Annotated in this window: 15 protein-coding genes; 8 read left to right on the forward strand and 7 right to left on the reverse strand. The window is 33.8% G+C overall.

The window, feature by feature from the left end; genetic code table 11:
• Nucleotides 1-42: 42 nt before the first annotated feature.
• The 6 genes from C8N41_RS04335 (at nucleotide 43) to C8N41_RS04360 (ending at nucleotide 9,090) form a co-directional block, all read left to right on the forward strand.
• Nucleotides 43-831 carry a DUF3108 domain-containing protein gene (locus C8N41_RS04335; protein ID WP_092445425.1) on the forward strand — a complete coding sequence of 263 codons (789 nt, stop codon included), beginning with the start codon at nucleotides 43-45 and terminating at the stop codon, nucleotides 829-831.
• Nucleotides 832-839: 8 nt separating this feature from the next.
• Nucleotides 840-1,772 carry a tryptophan 2,3-dioxygenase family protein gene (locus C8N41_RS04340; RefSeq protein WP_092445423.1) on the forward strand — a complete coding sequence of 311 codons (933 nt, stop codon included), beginning with the start codon at nucleotides 840-842 and terminating at the stop codon, nucleotides 1,770-1,772.
• Between the two features lie 12 nt (nucleotides 1,773-1,784).
• Complete coding sequence (locus C8N41_RS04345; RefSeq protein WP_092445421.1) at nucleotides 1,785-3,101, forward strand: peptidoglycan DD-metalloendopeptidase family protein; 1,317 nt, start codon at nucleotides 1,785-1,787, stop codon at nucleotides 3,099-3,101.
• The gene (pgi, locus tag C8N41_RS04350; RefSeq protein ID WP_115838339.1) at nucleotides 3,101-4,747 is read left to right on the forward strand and encodes a glucose-6-phosphate isomerase; all 1,647 of its coding nucleotides are present in this window, start codon (nucleotides 3,101-3,103) and stop codon (nucleotides 4,745-4,747) included. Before C8N41_RS04345 ends, pgi begins: the two co-directional genes overlap by 1 nt.
• 161 nt (nucleotides 4,748-4,908) lie before the next feature.
• Nucleotides 4,909-7,443 (forward strand): TonB-dependent receptor, encoded by a 2,535-nt coding sequence (locus tag C8N41_RS04355; RefSeq protein WP_092445417.1) that lies wholly within the window; start codon nucleotides 4,909-4,911, stop codon nucleotides 7,441-7,443.
• Between the two features lie 12 nt (nucleotides 7,444-7,455).
• The gene (locus tag C8N41_RS04360) at nucleotides 7,456-9,090 is read left to right on the forward strand and encodes a choice-of-anchor J domain-containing protein (RefSeq protein ID WP_092445415.1); all 1,635 of its coding nucleotides are present in this window, start codon (nucleotides 7,456-7,458) and stop codon (nucleotides 9,088-9,090) included.
• Nucleotides 9,091-9,172: 82 nt separating this feature from the next.
• On the opposite strand, the gene gldD is transcribed toward C8N41_RS04360, so the two are convergent.
• The 4 genes from gldD to mutY form a co-directional block, all read right to left on the reverse strand.
• The gene (gene gldD / locus C8N41_RS04365; RefSeq protein WP_092445413.1) at nucleotides 9,173-9,745 is read right to left on the reverse strand and encodes a gliding motility lipoprotein GldD; all 573 of its coding nucleotides are present in this window, start codon (nucleotides 9,743-9,745) and stop codon (nucleotides 9,173-9,175) included.
• A 60-nt stretch (nucleotides 9,746-9,805) separates the two neighbouring features.
• A complete protein-coding gene (locus C8N41_RS04370) occupies nucleotides 9,806-11,143 on the reverse strand; it encodes a gliding motility-associated protein GldE (protein ID WP_115838340.1) in 1,338 nt (445 codons plus the stop codon).
• A gap of 19 nt (nucleotides 11,144-11,162) precedes the next feature.
• Nucleotides 11,163-11,609: a single-stranded DNA-binding protein gene (locus C8N41_RS04375; protein ID WP_092445408.1), complete on the reverse strand. Its 447-nt coding sequence runs from the start codon at nucleotides 11,607-11,609 to the stop codon at nucleotides 11,163-11,165.
• An 88-nt stretch (nucleotides 11,610-11,697) separates the two neighbouring features.
• Nucleotides 11,698-12,738, reverse strand: coding sequence for an A/G-specific adenine glycosylase (gene mutY, locus C8N41_RS04380; protein ID WP_115838341.1), 1,041 nt, complete (start codon nucleotides 12,736-12,738; stop codon nucleotides 11,698-11,700).
• A gap of 134 nt (nucleotides 12,739-12,872) precedes the next feature.
• Here mutY and C8N41_RS04385 point away from each other — a divergent pair, with 134 nt between their 5' ends.
• Both C8N41_RS04385 and C8N41_RS04390 read left to right on the forward strand, forming a co-directional pair.
• The gene (locus C8N41_RS04385; RefSeq protein WP_008270198.1) at nucleotides 12,873-13,163 is read left to right on the forward strand and encodes an HU family DNA-binding protein; all 291 of its coding nucleotides are present in this window, start codon (nucleotides 12,873-12,875) and stop codon (nucleotides 13,161-13,163) included.
• A 321-nt stretch (nucleotides 13,164-13,484) separates the two neighbouring features.
• Nucleotides 13,485-15,029, forward strand: a complete 1,545-nt coding sequence (locus C8N41_RS04390; protein ID WP_092445404.1) for an Rne/Rng family ribonuclease — start codon at nucleotides 13,485-13,487, stop codon at nucleotides 15,027-15,029.
• Between the two features lie 62 nt (nucleotides 15,030-15,091).
• Here the strand turns inward: C8N41_RS04390 and C8N41_RS04395 are convergent, their stop codons facing one another.
• The 3 genes from C8N41_RS04395 to ald form a co-directional block, all read right to left on the reverse strand.
• Nucleotides 15,092-15,808 carry a Bax inhibitor-1/YccA family protein gene (locus C8N41_RS04395; RefSeq protein WP_092445402.1) on the reverse strand — a complete coding sequence of 239 codons (717 nt, stop codon included), beginning with the start codon at nucleotides 15,806-15,808 and terminating at the stop codon, nucleotides 15,092-15,094.
• A gap of 97 nt (nucleotides 15,809-15,905) precedes the next feature.
• On the reverse strand, nucleotides 15,906-16,601 hold the full coding sequence (locus tag C8N41_RS04400; protein WP_092447741.1) for a zinc metallopeptidase: 696 nt from the start codon (nucleotides 16,599-16,601) through the stop codon (nucleotides 15,906-15,908).
• 113 nt (nucleotides 16,602-16,714) lie between these two features.
• Nucleotides 16,715-17,815 carry an alanine dehydrogenase gene (ald, locus tag C8N41_RS04405; protein WP_115838342.1) on the reverse strand — a complete coding sequence of 367 codons (1,101 nt, stop codon included), beginning with the start codon at nucleotides 17,813-17,815 and terminating at the stop codon, nucleotides 16,715-16,717.
• Between the last annotated feature and the right edge of the window lie 137 nt (nucleotides 17,816-17,952).

Below are 17,952 nucleotides of genomic sequence, written 5' to 3' on the forward strand. Positions count from 1 at the left end.
TAAAAAATGCGTTACATTATTTATATTTACAAACTCGAGATTATGAAACATTTATTTACAATAATATTATTCTTTGTAGGATTTCAAACTTCTAGTGTGGATCAAGAATCTGCATTTCAGGACGGTGAATGGTTTAAGTTTGAGATGAGTTATAGTGGCTTTTTAAAAGCTGGAAATGCAACACTTTCAGTTAATGAAAAGAAACTAGAGGGAAAGCCAGTTTACCATGTTGTTGGTAAAGGGTGGACTACGGGTGCTATTAAGTGGTTTTTTAAAGTAAAAGATCGTTACGAGAGCTATTTTGACAAAGAAACTGGAGCTCCATATAAATTTATTAGAAAGATAAATGAAGGAGGTCATACTAAAGACGTAGAAATTAAATTTGACCATCAGAATAAAATTGCTGAGGTTCATAATAAAAAACACAAGGAAACTAAAAAAATCACCACTGAAAAAGATGTTCAAGATATGGTGTCAATGTATTATTATCTAAGAAATAATATTGATGCAGAATCTTTAAATGTTGGTGATGAGATTAAAACTAATATGTTCTTTGATGAAGAAAACTATGGTTTTAAACTTAAGTATCTCGGAAAAGAAACGATAAAAGTCGATGTTAACGGCACTAAACTAAAAGTAAAAACACTCAAGTTTAGACCCTACGTAATGGCTGGCCGTGTATTTAAAGAAGAAGAAAGTTTAACCCTTTGGGTGAGTGCCGATAAAAATAAAATTCCTTTAAAAATTAAAGCAGATTTAGCTGTAGGCTCTCTACGTGCTGACCTTATTGAATTTAAAGGTTTAAAACACTCTTTTAAAATAGAATTTTAGGATTAATGATGTCAGACCAACCTAATTACGATAAAATCGTAAAAGCGCTTGAAGAGAAGTATCAAAAAATAGACCAAGACACCGACGACCATTTATACGGTTTATTGTATAGTAAACCCATTACATATTGGGATTATATACAAACAGATGCACTGTTAAATCTTCAAATTCAGCGTACAACACTTCCAGATGAGATGGTGTTTATCGCATATCATCAAATTAATGAATTACTTTTTAAAATGATTCTTTGGGAAATTGCTCAAGTGGCCGAAAAAGAAGATATAGAAGTTACGTTTTTTGAAAGTAAATTGATGCGTATTAGTCGTTACTTTGATATGTTGTCCACGTCTTTCAATATTATGAGAGAAGGTATGGATGTAGAACAATACATGAAATTTAGATATACTTTAACTCCGGCAAGTGGTTTTCAAAGTGCGCAATACAGACTTATCGAATTTGCTTCTACGGAATTGATCAATCTTATTGACTATAGGTTTAGAAAAGATATTGACCGAAATACTCCCTTTACACATGCTTTTGAGCATTTATATTGGCAAGCGGCAGGAAAAGACCATAAAACAGGAAAAAAATCGACACTTTTAATTAATTTTGAAAAACGTTATAAAGACGAGTTTTTAAGATTTATGGAAACTTATAATACCAAAAATCTATGGACGCGTTTTAAAGAGCTTCCTGAAAAAGACCAAAAAAACGAAGAACTTATAAAAGCGATGCGTCATTACGATTATACCGTTAATGTGAGTTGGGTAATGGCACATTACAATGCGGCCAAACATTATATCGATAGCGGTATCGGAGACGGTGAAGCCACAGGAGGAAGTGACTGGAAAAAATATATGCATCCTAAATACCAGAAACGTATTTTCTTTCCGGAATTATGGAGTGCAGAAGAATTAGAAAACTGGGGAAATAATTTATAATTAGCTTAATTAATGCCATTAAAACGAATTATAACAATTGCTGTAATTGCAGTAAGTTTATATGCTTGTAAAGAGGATAAATCAGCAGAGGTAGGATTTAACAAAGGTGATGCTGAAATTGCCCAAGAAGAAAAGAAAATAGAATTTGGCTTTGATATTAACGACTATATCGTAAAACGAGATACCATTCAATCTGGTGATAGTTTTGGTGAAATTTTGCAACGCAATAATATTGGGTATCCTGCTATTTTTGAAATTGCTGAAGCTACTAAAGACACCTTCGATATTACAAAATTACACCCAGGGAAACCATATACCTTATTATACGCAAAAGACTCTCAGAACGATAGTCTTCCTAGTCCAAATACGTTTATTTATCAAAATTCCCAAGAAGAATATGTGGTTATTGGGTTAAAGGATTCTATCCATGCTTATACCGATAGAAAACCAATTAAATATGTTGAAAAAACAGCCACTGGAATTATTGAAAGTAGTATTTCTAATACCCTTGAAGAAAAAGGATTAAGTCAGAAACTAGCCAATAAAATGGCAGATGATATTTATGCTTGGACCATTGATTTTAGACGTCTACAGAAGGGAGACCGTTTCAAAGTTATATATACAGATAAATATATTGATGATACAATTTATGCCGGAGTTCACAATGTAAAAGCAGCCTATTTTGAACATAATGGTGATTCTTTGTACGCCTTTCAGTTTGAAACGGATTCAATAAAAGGGATTGTAGATTATTTTAATGAAGATGCAAAAAATCTAAGACGAGCCTTTTTAAAAGCACCAGTTAAATTTAGTAGAATCTCATCGCGATACAATTTAAAACGTCGTATAGCTGTTTACGGTTATAAAGTGCGTCCGCACAAAGGCACCGATTTTGCAGCACCCATAGGAACACCGATAATGGCAACGGCTAACGGTACAGTTGTAGAATCTACGAGACGTGGAGGCAATGGTAAATTTGTTAAGATAAGGCATAATGCAACCTACAGTACCCAATATTTGCATATGCAAAGGCAAAATGTAAAAAAAGGAGAATATGTGAAACAAGGAGATATCATTGGTTGGGTCGGAATGACAGGTAACACAGGTGGGCCACATGTCTGTTATCGCTTCTGGAAAAATGGTAAACAAGTGGATCCATTTAAGCAAAAATTACCCGAAGCCGAACCAATTTCAGATAGTTTAAAAACTAAATTTTTAAAGGAAATTAAACCTATTAAACAGCGTCTAGATAATATCTTTTTCTTAGATGCAGACCCTATTCAACCAGAAAACACAATAACTGAAGATTTAAATACAGATATACAGTAATGGCATTAAAAGCAACCAACCCTACAACCACAAACGCTTGGAAAAAATTACAAGCACATTTTGAAACCATTAAATCTCAACATTTAAAAGATTTATTTAAATCAGATGCTTCAAGAGCAAATGATCTTACCGTACAATGGGAGGATTTTTATGTTGATTTTTCTAAAAATAGAATCACAACAGAAACAATTAATTTATTAGTTGAATTAGCAAATGAACTCGATTTAAAAGATGCTATTTCAAAGTATTTTGAAGGTGATATTATTAATGCTACTGAAGGAAGAGCAGTTTTACATACAGCTTTAAGAGCACCTAAAGATGCTTCGGTATTTGTTGATGGGGAAAATGTGATTCCAGGTATACATGAGGTGAAAACTAAAATTGAAAAATTTACCAATTCTGTAGTAAGTGGTGAACATACGGGTTATACGGGTAAGGCAATTACAGATATCGTAAATATAGGTATTGGTGGCTCAGATCTGGGTCCAGCAATGATTGTAGATTCGCTTCAATATTATAAAAATCATCTTAATACGCATTTTGTAAGTAATGTTGATGGAGATCATTATCAAGAAGTCATCAAAAACTTAAATCCAGAGACTACATTATTCGTAGTAGTATCTAAAACTTTTACTACTCAAGAAACCTTATCTAATGCAAATTCAATTAGAACATGGTTTTTAGAATCGCAACCAAAAGAAGCGGTTTCTAAACACTTTGTTGCAGTCTCAACTAATATTGAAAGTGTAAAAAACTTTGGAATTGATGAGGAGAATATCTTCCCAATGAAAGATTGGGTTGGTGGTCGTTTTTCATTGTGGAGTGCTGTTGGTTTATCTATTAGTTTAGCTGTAGGTTATACGCATTTTGAAAGTCTTCTAAACGGTGCTCATAAAATGGATGAGCATTTTAAAACTGCAGACTTTAATGCTAATATTCCTGTAATATCGGCTTTATTAACCATTTGGTATAATAATTTTTTTAAAGCTGAAAGTGAAGCTATAATTCCATATACGCAATACTTAAATCAATTTGCAACCTACCTTCAACAAGGTATTATGGAAAGTAATGGTAAAAGTGTAGATAGAGACGGTAAGCCGGTAAACTACCAAACCGGAACATTAATTTGGGGAGAACCAGGAACCAATTCGCAACATGCGTTCTTTCAATTAATACATCAAGGAACAAAACTTATTCCAACCGATTTTATTGGTTATGTAGAGTCTTTACATGGTAATAAAGATCATCATAATAAATTAATGTCTAATTACTTTGCACAAACCGAAGCCTTAATGAATGGTAAAACCGAAGCTGAAGTGCTCTCGGAATTAAAAGCACAATCACTCGGAGAAGATGCGATTTCTAAGCTGTTGCCTTTTAAAGTATTTGAAGGAAACAAGCCTACAACTTCATTACTAATTCAGAAATTAACACCTGAAAGTTTGGGGAAATTGATTGCTATGTACGAACACAAAATCTTTGTACAAGGTATTATTTGGAACATTTTTAGTTATGATCAATTTGGAGTAGAGCTCGGTAAGCAGTTAGCGAAATCTATTCTAAACGAACTTAATAATGACGCCAAGAGTGCAGTACATGATGGATCTACGCAAAATCTATTGTCATTTTTTAAGGAAAACTGTTAAAAACTGTTAAAAAGTTTTAATAAAATTAATTATGCATGCATAAAAATTACTAAATATATATTTATCTTAGTTGGGCTCAATTGTTAACGTTAAGTTAATCTAACAGCTATAATAGCTGTGTAATTTTGCGCTGATAAAAAACCAATTAACTTAAATTTTATATGAAAAAATTTAGTCTTTTTTTATGTACTGTTGTTTTAACTAGTTTAGCAACATTTGCATATGCCCAAAGCACTATTACGGGTAAAATTATTGATAGTGATATGAACTCTGCGCTTCCTGGTGCTAACATCATCGAAAAGGGAACGACAAATGGAACGACTACAGATTTTGAAGGAACGTTTACTTTAACTACTAATTCTAGCTCTGGTGAAGTTGTTATTTCTTATGTAGGGTATGTTACTCAAACTATTGCATTTAATGGTGATACTGATTTAGGTACAATCACATTAATGTCTAGCAATGTTGGCTTAGATGAAATTTTACTTGTGGCATCTGTTGCAGTTGACAGAAAGACTCCAGTTGCGGTTTCTACAATTAAGGCTGAAGAAATTGCAATTAAGTTGGGTACTCAAGAATTTCCTGAAATTTTAAAAACAACACCTGGTGTTTATGTTACAAGGCAAGGTGGTGGTTACGGAGATAGTAGAATTAACCTTAGAGGATTTAGTTCTGAAAACGTAGCTGTAATGATTAATGGTGTTCCGGTAAACGACATGGAAAACGGAGCTGTTTATTGGAGTAACTGGGCAGGATTAGGAGATGTAACATCAACGATGCAAGTACAAAGAGGTTTAGGTGCTTCTAAAGTAGCAGTTAATTCAGTAGGTGGTACAATTAACATTATTACAAAAACAACTGATGCAGAACAAGGTGGTCAATTTGGTGCTACTTTAGGTAATGATGGCTATACTAAGTATGGTATGACCTACTCAACAGGATTAAGCGATAAGGGTTTTGCAGCCACTGTGAGTGCTGCTAAACTTTATGGTGACGGTTACGTAGATGGAACTGAATTTTCTGGGTATAATTATTTTTTAAGTTTATCGCAACAAATAAATGATGCACATAGATTGTCTTTTACAGCTTTTGGAGCACAACAACAACACGGACAACGTTACAACCGCTCTACAATAGCAGAGTTAAAAGATACAGATTCAGGTCCTCAAAAAGCAAATAAAGATTGGGGTTATAAAAATGGTGAAGTTTACCACCAGTCTTATAATTTTTATCACAAACCACAGTTATCTATAAATCACCTTTGGAATATTAATGACCAATCTTCTTTATCAACCGCAGCATACGCGTCGTTTGGTACTGGAGGTGGACGTAGAGATGAAGGTTCTAAACTAGGATCTGATGAATACAGGTTAGGTTCTACAGGCTTAACACCAATTGATTTTGATAAAGTTGTGGAAGAAAACCGTGCTAATGGTGTTAATGGTTCTACAGATATTCTTTCAGCATCTATAAATAATCACGAATGGTATGGTATCTTATCGAGTTATAAAAATAGAGTTAATGATCAATTAACAGTGTCTGCCGGATTTGATGGTCGTTACTACATAGGATCACACTGGTATGAAGTTACAGATTTATTAGGAGGTCAATTCTTTTTAGATAATGAAAGTGATACTTTCGCTTTCGGTCAGCCATTACAAGTAGGTGATAAATACAACAAAGATTACGATGGTGTAGTTACAAGATATGGACTTTTTGGACAAGCAGAATACCAAATTAACGAGTCTGTAAACGTATTTGTTGCAGCAGATGTTTCAAATAGTATTTACAAGCAAAAAGAATACATGAATAATACTATCGTAGGTAGCAGAGAGTCTGAAGCTGTAGATTTCTTGGGATACGGTGTTAAAGGTGGTGGTAACTACAACTTAGACATGAATAATAATGTATTTGTTAATGTTGGTTATTTCTCTAAAGCACCATTCTTAGATGATGTATTTTTAGATGAAGACAATATCATTCCTAACGAAGAAGCTGTTAATGAAAAAGTATTTAGTGCAGAACTTGGTTATGGTTTCCGTGGAGAAAAATTAAGTGCTAATGTTAACGTATATTATACGCAATGGTTAGATAAATCATTAGGAGGTTCAATTGGTACAGGTGAAAGTTTGTTTTTCTATAACTTACAAGGTATTGATGCCTTACACCAAGGTGTTGAGGTTGACTTTAGATATAGCGCAACGGATTACTTAACAGTAACAGGTATGGTATCGATAGGAGATTGGCAGTGGAAGAGCAATGTGTCTTCAGAAATTAGAGATCAATCTGGTGATGTTGTAGATGTTGTAGAAGTGTATGCCGAGGATTTAAAAGTAGGTGATGTTGCTCAAACAACATTTGCTCTTGGTGTAGATTACAAGCTTGCTGCTAAATCTAACATATATATTGATTATAACTTTGCTGGTGATAACTACTCTTCATATGATGTAACAAATAGAGGAAGTAATGATTTGCCAGATGTATGGAAACTTCCTGATTTTGGTTTATTTGATGTTGGTTTAAGACACTCTTTCGAAATGGGTTCTTTTAATGCAACACTAATTGGTAAAGTGAATAATGCATTTAATACCGAGTATGTTTCTGATGCTAACGATTTAGATGGTACTGCAGAAACAGCTCAAGTTTATTTTGGTCCTGGAAGAACATATAGTGTAGGATTAAATGTTAATTTTTAAAAAAAATTGAATATGAAAAGATTATTTTATTGTTTAGCAATTTTGGGTTTAACCGTTGTAGGTTGTAACCCAATGGATGACATTTACGAAGGTCTAGATACGTCAGCAGATCCTATCGTGGGAACTGACTATTATACAGTAACTAGTGATGATTACGACGATTTAAATTTAACATACGGAAACTTTAATTCCGAGCAACAAGCTAAGGATTCAATTCCTCAATTATTAGAAAGCAATTATCCTTTTTGGGGTGAAGGTTCAACCGTATTCGTGACTTACGATTTATACGTAGGAAATGCAGAAGGTCTTAGTGATTACACATCTGCAGACACATATGAATTAGAAATTTTAGATTACCCTCAAGGTGCTTTAAATGCTATTGCATTTTACCCTAACGAAAACCCAGAAGACTTTATTCCAGGTCTTCTTGAAGATCAATACCCTACTCCTGAAGAAGGACAGGTTGTCTTAGCATCTTACAAGCAATATACGGAAGAGCCAGTAGAAGGTATCGCTACCATTTATGAAGCTGATTTTGCATCGGCTGGTACACTTTTAGATTATACTGCTGTTAACGTAACTGGAGATCAAGTTTGGGAAGGAACTAGTTATGGATCTAAAATGTCAGGTTATGCAGATTCAGTAAATAACGTAAACGAAGATTGGTTAATATCGTCAGAAATTGATTTAACGAATCAAGTAAACCCTTTATTTCAAGTTACTCAGATCTTAAATTACGCTAATGAGTCTGATTATTACAATATCTTAATATCTTCAGATTATGATGGTGATATAGCTGCAGCGACTTGGGATACTATAGAAGTGAGTCCGGTACCAGCAGGAGATAGTTGGACGGCTGTAGAATCTGATGATTATTTATTATCTGCTTACCAAGGAGAAACCATTCATATTGCTTTTAAATATGAGTCTGATTTAGACGTTGGTGCAACTTGGGAGATCGAAGTAGCTAAAATTAAAGTTGCTGGTGTAGAAGGTGCTACAGTAAATAAAGAAGTATATTATACATATATTGATGGTGAATGGGAATTAGCTGAAGGTGTTTATATCTTAAGTGAAGAAGATTTTGAGTCTATGGGCTTAAGCAACTTTGGTAGCTCAATACCTGCGGATAATTACTTACCAACGTTCTTAGATATTAAATATCCATACGCACAAGAGGAAGATGAAATTTTAATTATCTATAAGTATGTATCTAGTTCAAGTGGAGCTCAATTAAGAGGTAACCTTTATACTTACACTAGTGGTCAATGGTCAGGCTTTGAGTCAACTATTACTACAACATTACAGTTCGGTTACGAAGATGGAGCATGGTTGCCAGATAACACAATTAAATACACCTTAACTGGTGACGATTATGCATTAATAATATCTGAACTTGGCTCAGAATATCCTACAGCTACTGATAGTATGGAAAACTATGGTAACATGGATAGAAGAGCTGGTAATGCCGCTGAGTGGACTGACGACATGGTATTAGATGCTATTAGTGTGGTTTTAAATGACATCGACCCTTCTGCTGAAGAAGAGCAAAAGTATGTTATTACTGTTGAGGTTTATAACGGTAGTAATACAACAGAAGATTTTGCTGTTATAAAAATAGGAGGAGAATGGGTTTACCAAAGCTAAGGGTAAATTATATTTTCTAAGGATAAAAAATGCTTATCGACTTTTCGATAGGCATTTTTTTTATAAAGTATTTTTGTTAAAGTTATTCGTTTTTCCACTGAACCGATTCCATTATGCGCTTTATATCCTTTTTTAAATATTCTGAAGCCGGATAAATAGAATCGTAATTAGGTTTTGCATAAAAATATAAAGAGCCACTTAAAAAGTGCTTGGTGCTGTCTGTTACATAAAATTGAGATTGTGATGCGGCATTACCACCAATCTCATACAACATACCGAACACATTATCATTGGGACGTAAAAATTCTTTCTGAGAAATCTCATCGGCTTTAATAGTATGTTTTTGAGTAAGATTTTGAGCATCTCTTAGTAAGCTATCAATATTGTCATTTTTAACGGCTTTATATGTAAGGTAGATAGTGGCTTTAAGTGAGCTATACTTAATATCTATCCCATTGGTGTTACCAGAAGATTTTACCGTTTTAATGGGGTCTGCTAGTTTGTTTTTGTCAAAAGAAAATGGCAACGGAACAATCGCTTTTTCATAGACAGCATTAGGGTATTCTAATCTTAGATATCCTTTAGGCTTAGGCAAAGTGTCGTCTCCACATCCTAACATTAATAGGCTTAATAAGGGTAAAACTAATTTTTTCATATGTATTGTGTTGCTCACAGCAGTGAGCATCTTTTTAAATTATTCATCGGTAGAGGGAATCTACGAATCTAACAAAGTTAATTTTATTTGTTTTATGCGTTTACGCTCTAAAGCTTCTACTGTAAAAACGTAATTTTTGAAGTTTATTTTACTTCCAATTCTAGGAAATCCACCTGAGATTTCTAAAACAAATCCAGCGAGTGTTTCTGCTTCTCCTTTTTTAGCTTCAAAATATTCGATATCTTCATCAATACCAACTATTTTATATACGTCTTTTAAAGGTGTCTTGCCTTCAAAACTGAAGTTATGACTATCTAATTTTGTATAAATTAGGTCATCGTCGTCATATTCGTCACTAATGTCTCCCACAATCTCCTCAATAATATCTTCTAACGATACCAGTCCAGAGGTACCACCATATTCATCAACAACAACCGCAAGATGTACTTTTTTAGTTTGAAATTCTACCATAAGATCATCAAGTTTCTTATTTTCGGGTACAAAGAAAGGGGCACGTAAAATAGTGGTCCAATCAAATGTCTTTTTATTAAGATGTGGTAGTAGGTCTTTTACATAAAGAACGCCAATAATAGTATCTATACTCTCTTGATAAATCGGAATTCTAGAGTAGCCGTTGTCTATAATTTCAGTTATAATAGTTTCATAAGGTGTTTCTATATTTAGCGCAAACAAGTCCATGCGTGGTCGCATCACTTGTTTCGTATCTGTACTTCCAAACGATACGATACCTTGTAAGAGTTTTTGTTCTTCTTGCGTTGTATCGTCATCATTAGTTAATTCTAAAGCCTGTGATAATTGATCGACACTAAGATTAGAACGTTGCTTTCCAAATTTGCTGTGGATTTGAAGGGTTACAAATCTCATGGGTAAACTTAAAGGCGAAAATATAACATCTAAAACCTTTAAAGGCCGAGCCATAAAAGACGAAAACTTAACACTATTTCTGCTGGCATAAATCTTAGGAATAATTTCACCAAACAGTAAAATTAAAAATGTAGCCAAAATAACTTTTACAAAAAAAGCCAGTTCAACTTCAAAAAAGTAAAAATTAATTGAGTAATTAATACCATCAAAAACAGTATCACTTATAGAAGCAAACAATAATACAATGGCTATGTTTATAAAATTGTTAGCCACTAATATCGTTGCTAATAATTTTTTCGGACGTTCTAAAAGAGTTGCAATAATTTGCATGGCTGGAGATTTATTTTCTAAACCTTCATCTAAATTAGATTTGGTAAGCGAAAATAAAGCCACTTCGGCTCCAGAAATTAAGGCCGAACATAATAATAGAACGACAAGTATGATAATACTTGAAATAAAGGAAGTATTAGTTATAAATAAAGAGGAAATTAAAACCGTGGGTTCTGGGTCCAAGATAATACGATATTAAATGTTAAAATGGTAAATCATCATCAGGCTCTACATTATTAGGTGCAGGAGTAGAAGATTGCGATTGCGGATTTGTAGTTGGTGTATTAGATTGTTTTGGCTGTTGTGACTCATTTTTAGGAGTTAAGAATGTGAAATCGTCGCACTGAATTTCGGTAGAATAACGCTCCATGCCTTTATCATCCGTCCATTTTCTAGTCTTAATTCGTCCTTCAATATATATTTTGTCTCCTTTGGTGAGGTATTTTTCACAAATTTCAGCAGCTTTATTTCTAACCACAATATTATGCCATTCCGTTTTAGATACACGCTCGTTGGTTTGCTTATTAGTATAAGTCTCACTGGTAGCAATCGGAAAACGACCTACACAATTTTTATCATCAAAATAATGCATTTTTACTTCGTCACCTAAGTTTCCAATTAACATTACTTTATTTAAGGTTCCAGACATAATAATTAAGTTTTAATACGTTACAAAGTTACTCAATTGCGTAATCACTACTTTAAAAGTAGTAAAAAAATGTGATTTCTTTAAGGTTCTAAAAACCGAACTGCTCAATAAAGTCACTTATCAGTACAGGAGAGGGATATTTTGTGAGCGATTTAATTAATATAGCGTCTTTAGGAAGCGATTTTACATCTATTATCCAGAACTTAGTATGTAAGTGCTGGTGAGATAATTTATGAACTATATCTACCTCATTATATAAGGAGTAATCCAAAACTTCAATTTCTAGATAGTGTTCTTTAAAATTTAACAGCTTAAACTCTTCTGCCGTTAAGCTTTTTTTAGATTCTATTAAAGGAAATTGATAAAGATGCTGCCAGATGCCTTTTGTGGTTCGCTTTTCAAAAAGCGTCTTTTTATGATGATCAATAAAAACTAAAAAATTAAAGTATTTAACGGTAACTTTGGTTTTCTTCAATTTAACTGGTAGCACATCAACCCTTTGGTTCTTGCGAGCCATACAACTATCTTGAAAAGGACAAACGGTGCAATCTGGATTTTTAGGTTTACATTGTATAGCGCCAAACTCCATTATAGCCTGGTTATAGGTGGCAGGTTGATTGGTGTCTATTAAAGTTGAAGCTAAAGTTTTGAAGTCTTTAATACCAGTGGAGGAGTTAATTGGAGTGTCAATACCAAAATAGCGCGATAGTACACGGTATACATTTCCATCTACTACAGCAGCGACTTCGTTGTATGCAATAGAAGCTATTGCACTAGCAGTATAATCACCAACACCTTTTAATTTTAATAGGTCTTTATAATTGTCCGGAAATTTACCATCTAAAGTGTCTACTATATATTTAGCCGAATGATGAAGGTTTCGAGCTCTAGAATAGTAACCTAATCCTTGCCATAATTTTAAAATGGAGGTTTCAGAGGCTTTAGCAAGGTCAAAAACCGTTGGAAATTTGCTAACAAAAGCGTTATAATAAGGTAATCCTTGCTTAACTTGGGTTTGTTGTAAAATTATTTCTGATAGCCAAATGTAATATGGGTTACGAGTTTCTCTCCATGGTAATTCTCTCTTGTTTACTGAGTACCAGTTAATTAGTTTGGTGCTAAAATCCATTTTAATTTTTTAGTGAAAAGCAAAATTAAATGTTTATTGTGTTAAATTTTAATTAATTACGTTTGAACTATTGAAATTAAATTACCTATATTTGCATCCCTTAGAATTTATAGTAACCCTAAAACTAGTTAAAAATGACAAAAGCTGATTTAGTAGCGAAGATATCTGATAAATTAGGTATTGAAAAAGGTGATGTACAAGCTACAGTTGAAACCTTTATGGAAGAAGTAAAAACATCTTTAGAGAGCGGAGATAACGTTTATTTAAGAGGTTTCGGAAGTTTCATTATTAAGACAAGAGCTGAAAAAACAGGTCGTAATATTTCAAAAAATACTACAATAAAAATTCCTGCTCACAACATTCCTGCATTTAAGCCTGCTAAAGTATTTTTAGAAGGAGTAAAATCTAATGTTGAGGTTAACTAAGAAAGCATTTAAACAAAATATTAATCTAAAAAAGCATTATTTATTATGCCAAGTGGTAAAAAAAGAAAAAGACACAAGGTAGCGACGCACAAGCGTAAAAAACGTAGACGCGCTAATCGTCATAAAAAGAAATAAATTGTTAAAAGTAGTTTTAAAACTACTTTTTTCAGTTTTAACGAAACGTTCTTTGATATAGAATTTATAGCATGTAATAGAGTGCTATTAAATTTGTTGGATTCCCGAATTAAATCGGGATACCTGTGTCAAATAATTTAGTAAAATCCATCTATCTCAATTAAGAGTTAGATTTAAATTAACATTATGAACAAGGAGTTAATCGTAAGATCGAGTTCAGATATTGTTGATTTTGCCTTATTAAAAGATGGAAAACTTATTGAATTACATAAAGATGAAGAGGATAACAACTTTGCGGTAGGTGATATTTTTATTGCCAAAATCCGTAAAGTTATTCCTGGTTTAAACGCTGCATTTGTTAATGTCGGCTATGAGAAAGATGGTTTTTTACACTATCATGATCTTGGTCCACAGATGCCTTCACTTTTAAAATTCATTAAACGTGTAAGCACAGGAAAATTAAGGGATTATACCCTTAAAGACTTTCCTATGGAAAAAGATTTAGATAAAAATGGCAGTATTGCAAATGCCATAAAATCTAATCAATCCATTTTAGTACAAGTCGTAAAAGAACCAATCTCTACAAAGGGACCACGCATTAGTTCAGAATTGTCTATTGCCGGAAGATATATTGTCTTGGTACCGTTTTCCAACCGTATTTCAATTTCACAGAAAATTGAATCGCAAGAAGAAAAAGACCGTTTAAAAAGACTTGTAAAAAGTATCACACCTAAGGGGTTTGGGGTTATTATTCGCACTGTAGCAGAAGGCAAAAAAGTTGCCGAGCTAGATAGTGATTTACAGAATTTGCTGGATCGATGGACAGCGATGTGTAAAAAAATGTACAAAGCACATCACCCAACAAAAGTATTGGGAGAAATGAACAAAGCATCCTCAATTTTGAGAGATATTTTTAATGATTCATTCTCTGGTATTATTGTAGATGATGAAGAAATGTATGTACAAGTAAAAGATTACGTGCAGCAAATTGCACCGAAAAAAGAATCTATAGTAAAGTACTACAAAAATGGTGTTCCAATTTTTGAAAAATTTGGCATTGAACGTCAGATTAAAACATCATTTGGTAGAACGGTTTCTATGGCAAAAGGAGCTTACCTGGTTATTGAGCACACTGAAGCGCTACACGTTGTAGATGTTAATAGTGGCAATCGATCTAACAAAGAAAAAAACCAAGAAGACACAGCCTTAGAAGTAAATATGATCTCTGCCCAAGAAATTGCCCGACAGTTGCGTTTACGCGATATGGGAGGTATTATCGTAATCGATTTTATTGATATGGGGAAAGCAGAGAATAGAAAAAAGCTTTATAATTATCTCAGAGATGAGATGAAAGATGATAAAGCAAAGCATAAAATATTGCCGCCGAGTAAGTTTGGTTTAGTGCAAATAACCAGACAGCGCGTTAGGCCAGAACGCAATATTAAAACGAAAGAAGAAAATCCTAACTTAATAGGAGGAGATGAAATCGAAGCACCAATTAAAGTGGTAGAACGGATTAATCAAGACCTTCAGCGTATTTTCAAAAAAAATCATAAAAAGGTGACTCTTAATACACACCCTTTTATTGCAGCCTTTTTAACCAAAGGGTTTCCATCAGTTCGTTCAAAGTGGTTTTTTGAACATAAAAAATGGGTAAAAGTTTTACCTAGAGATGCTTACACATATCTTGAATACCATTTTTTTGATAAAAATGGCGACAAAATTAAATAATATCTATTAGAAAAGCCCAGCTGAAATATTCAGCTGGGCTTTTTTTATTTAAAAAATTGAGCTTAATCTCTAGACATAAAGATGCTTAGTACATACCAGAATAATAGCATAAGGGATGCAAACAATCCTAAGGCAGCAGGAATATAATCATCTACTCCATACGTTTTTACCAAATTAGAAGTTTGATATAAAATAGATCCACCTGCCAATAAACACATGGCAACTGAAAACCATAGTCCTAAACTAAATCCAAAAATGGTTCCTGCTATAATAAGCCCTATAGCGATAAAGAAACCTATGGTTAATCCTGTTTTTAAAAATGAGAAATCAGATTTGGTCATTAATACCACTGCAGATAAACCAGTAAATAATCCTAATGTTACAATTGCAGCTTGGTAAAGGATTTCGCCTCCAGACTCCATATAAAAAGCAGCAATAAATATTAAAGGCACAAAAATTAATGCTTGAAAAAAGATATAAATACCATAGCCTAAATATTGGGTATTCTTATCTGTGGTTTTCATTGCGAGGCTTTCAGCATATCTGGTAGCTAACATAAAACCTCCTAACATTAGTAACCATTTATAACCTTCGGTCATGGAAAGCATAAATTCTACAACTGTTTCACTTTGTAATAAAAGGTATTCAAATAGAATAAAGGCAAGGACTCCTCCTGCTACATGCGCGTAAGTTTTTCTGTAAAAGGCAGCGCGTTCTACATCAGAAAGACTTTCTATAAGAATTTTGTTTGAGGTGTTTTGTGGGAATTGATTGTCCATAGTTTGTTTAGTTTAGAAATGTTAAAGTAGTTGTTTTCTTTAGAAAGCACAAAAAAAGCCCTGATAAATCAGAGCTTTTTATATTTATTTCTAATACTTAATCTCTCCCTCCAAACACTTGGAGTGCCCAATATAGTAAAGAGGCTAGTGCACCTATAGCTGCTACTAAATACGTTCTAGCAGCCCATTTTAGTGCGTCTTCAGAACCTTTGTATTCTTCCGGTGTCACCATATTTTTGTTCTTTAACCAGGCCAATGCTCTATTACTGGCGTCGTACTCTACAGGTAAGGTTATAAAGCTAAATAAAGTTGCAAAGCCCATAAAAACTAATCCAGCAACGGCAACCCAAAAGCCTAAACCAGCTCCGGCAGTAGCACCTAAAATGAGGCCGCCAATAACTAACCATTGCGACATTCCAGACGTTACACTAACAATAGGTACTAATGCAGAACGCATACCTAAGGCACTATAGGCTTGGGCATGCTGCACAGCATGGCCACATTCGTGAGCAGCAACAGCAGCCGAAGCTGCGTTACGTTGATTATATACGGCTTCACTTAAGTTTACGGTTTTATTTTTTGGATTGTAATGATCTGTTAATCGTCCAGGAGTAGAAATAACTTCTACATCATAGATACCGTTATCTGCTAGCATTTTTTCAGCAATTTCTCTTCCAGACAAACCATTGCGCAACTGTACTTTAGAGTACTTCGCAAATTTGCTTTTCAATTGATTACTCACTAACCAACTCACTAAAGCAATGGCGCCAATTAGTACGTAATATCCCATCATTCCACTCATAATTTGAAAATTTTAATTCATGTAAATTTAATGAATGAATTGCAAATAGTGCGCCAAATTTGAGTTAAGAAAATTTGTCAGGATTTAAATGACAATGCTTTGGTTTACATCGCATCCACAGACCAATTAAAGGCTTCCGCGATTTCTTCATACACAATCTTACCCTTTACAATATTTAGTCCTTTTGCTAAGGTTTTATCTTTTTTACATGCCTTTTCCCAGCCTTGATTAGCCAAATTTATTACATAAGGTAAGGTAACATTAGTTAAGGCTAGGGTTGAAGTGTATGGTACCGCTCCAGGCATGTTAGCCACACAATAATGTACCACATCATCAATAATAAATGTTGGGTCTTCGTGTGTGGTGGCTTTGGTGGTTTCCATACAACCTCCTTGATCTACGGCCACATCTACCAATACGGTTCCGGGACGCATATCTTTTAGCATATCTCTAGTAATTAGTTTTGGTGCTTTTGCGCCTTTTAATAAAACACCACCCACAATTAAGTCATGGTCTTTTATTCGTTTTCTAATATTGTACTCACTAGAAAATTCAGTGACTACATGGCTAGGCATTACATCATTAACGTAACGTAATTTTTTCATGCTGATATCCATAATAGTAACATGTGCACCTAAACCTGCAGCCATTTTTGCGGCTTGGATTCCAACAATACCAGCTCCTAAAACTAAAACACGTCCAGGTGGTACTCCAGGCACTCCTCCCAATAAAACTCCGCGACCTTTAATTGGTTTTTCTAAGTATTTTGCTCCCTGTTGTATCGCCATTCTGCCGGCAACTTCAGACATAGGTGTTAATAAAGGCAATGTGCCATCCTTATCTTCTACGGTTTCGTAGGCAATACAAACAGCTTCACTTTTTAGCATGGCTTTAGTTAATGGTTCGCTAGAGGCAAAATGAAAATAGGTGAACACTACATGGTGCGATTGTATTAAAGGATATTCTTCTTCAATAGGTTCTTTAACCTTAACAATCATATCGCTAGAGGTATAAACGTCCGTAATCGTTTCTAAAATTATAGCTCCAGCATTTATATAATCTAAATCTGAAAAACCACTACCAAAGCCAGCTCCTTTTTGAACGTATACGGTATGTTTGTTTTTAGTGAGTTCAAAAACTCCAGCAGGTGTCATACCTACTCTGTTTTCATTGTTTTTAATTTCTTTTGGGACTCCGATTTTCATTTTTTAATGATTTATAAGATTAATAGCTTTTGAAAATTACTATTATTAAATCTGATGTTCCAAATTTGAATGTGTATTTGAAATCATTTTTACGGAATTATTATTTTGAAGGACTTATTTTGAAATAATCTAAAAAT

Origin of the sequence: Winogradskyella sediminis (assembly GCF_003387355.1) — a bacterium.
GTDB lineage: Bacteria > Bacteroidota > Bacteroidia > Flavobacteriales > Flavobacteriaceae > Winogradskyella > Winogradskyella sediminis.

What these genes read in the sequence shown, in the direction of transcription:
- C8N41_RS04335 (WP_092445425.1), top strand. Translation starts at nt 43, where the DNA reads ATGAAACATTTATTTACAATAATATTATTCTTTGTAGGATTTCAAACT.
- C8N41_RS04340 (WP_092445423.1), top strand. Translation starts at nt 840, where the DNA reads ATGTCAGACCAACCTAATTACGATAAAATCGTAAAAGCGCTTGAAGAG.
- C8N41_RS04345 (WP_092445421.1), top strand. Translation starts at nt 1,785, where the DNA reads ATGCCATTAAAACGAATTATAACAATTGCTGTAATTGCAGTAAGTTTA.
- pgi (WP_115838339.1), top strand. Translation starts at nt 3,101, where the DNA reads ATGGCATTAAAAGCAACCAACCCTACAACCACAAACGCTTGGAAAAAA.
- C8N41_RS04355 (WP_092445417.1), top strand. Translation starts at nt 4,909, where the DNA reads ATGAAAAAATTTAGTCTTTTTTTATGTACTGTTGTTTTAACTAGTTTA.
- C8N41_RS04360 (WP_092445415.1), top strand. Translation starts at nt 7,456, where the DNA reads ATGAAAAGATTATTTTATTGTTTAGCAATTTTGGGTTTAACCGTTGTA.
- gldD (WP_092445413.1), bottom strand. Translation starts at nt 9,745, where the DNA reads ATGAAAAAATTAGTTTTACCCTTATTAAGCCTATTAATGTTAGGATGT.
- C8N41_RS04375 (WP_092445408.1), bottom strand. Translation starts at nt 11,609, where the DNA reads ATGTCTGGAACCTTAAATAAAGTAATGTTAATTGGAAACTTAGGTGAC.
- mutY (WP_115838341.1), bottom strand. Translation starts at nt 12,738, where the DNA reads ATGGATTTTAGCACCAAACTAATTAACTGGTACTCAGTAAACAAGAGA.
- C8N41_RS04385 (WP_008270198.1), top strand. Translation starts at nt 12,873, where the DNA reads ATGACAAAAGCTGATTTAGTAGCGAAGATATCTGATAAATTAGGTATT.
- C8N41_RS04390 (WP_092445404.1), top strand. Translation starts at nt 13,485, where the DNA reads ATGAACAAGGAGTTAATCGTAAGATCGAGTTCAGATATTGTTGATTTT.
- C8N41_RS04395 (WP_092445402.1), bottom strand. Translation starts at nt 15,808, where the DNA reads ATGGACAATCAATTCCCACAAAACACCTCAAACAAAATTCTTATAGAA.
- C8N41_RS04400 (WP_092447741.1), bottom strand. Translation starts at nt 16,601, where the DNA reads ATGATGGGATATTACGTACTAATTGGCGCCATTGCTTTAGTGAGTTGG.
- ald (WP_115838342.1), bottom strand. Translation starts at nt 17,815, where the DNA reads ATGAAAATCGGAGTCCCAAAAGAAATTAAAAACAATGAAAACAGAGTA.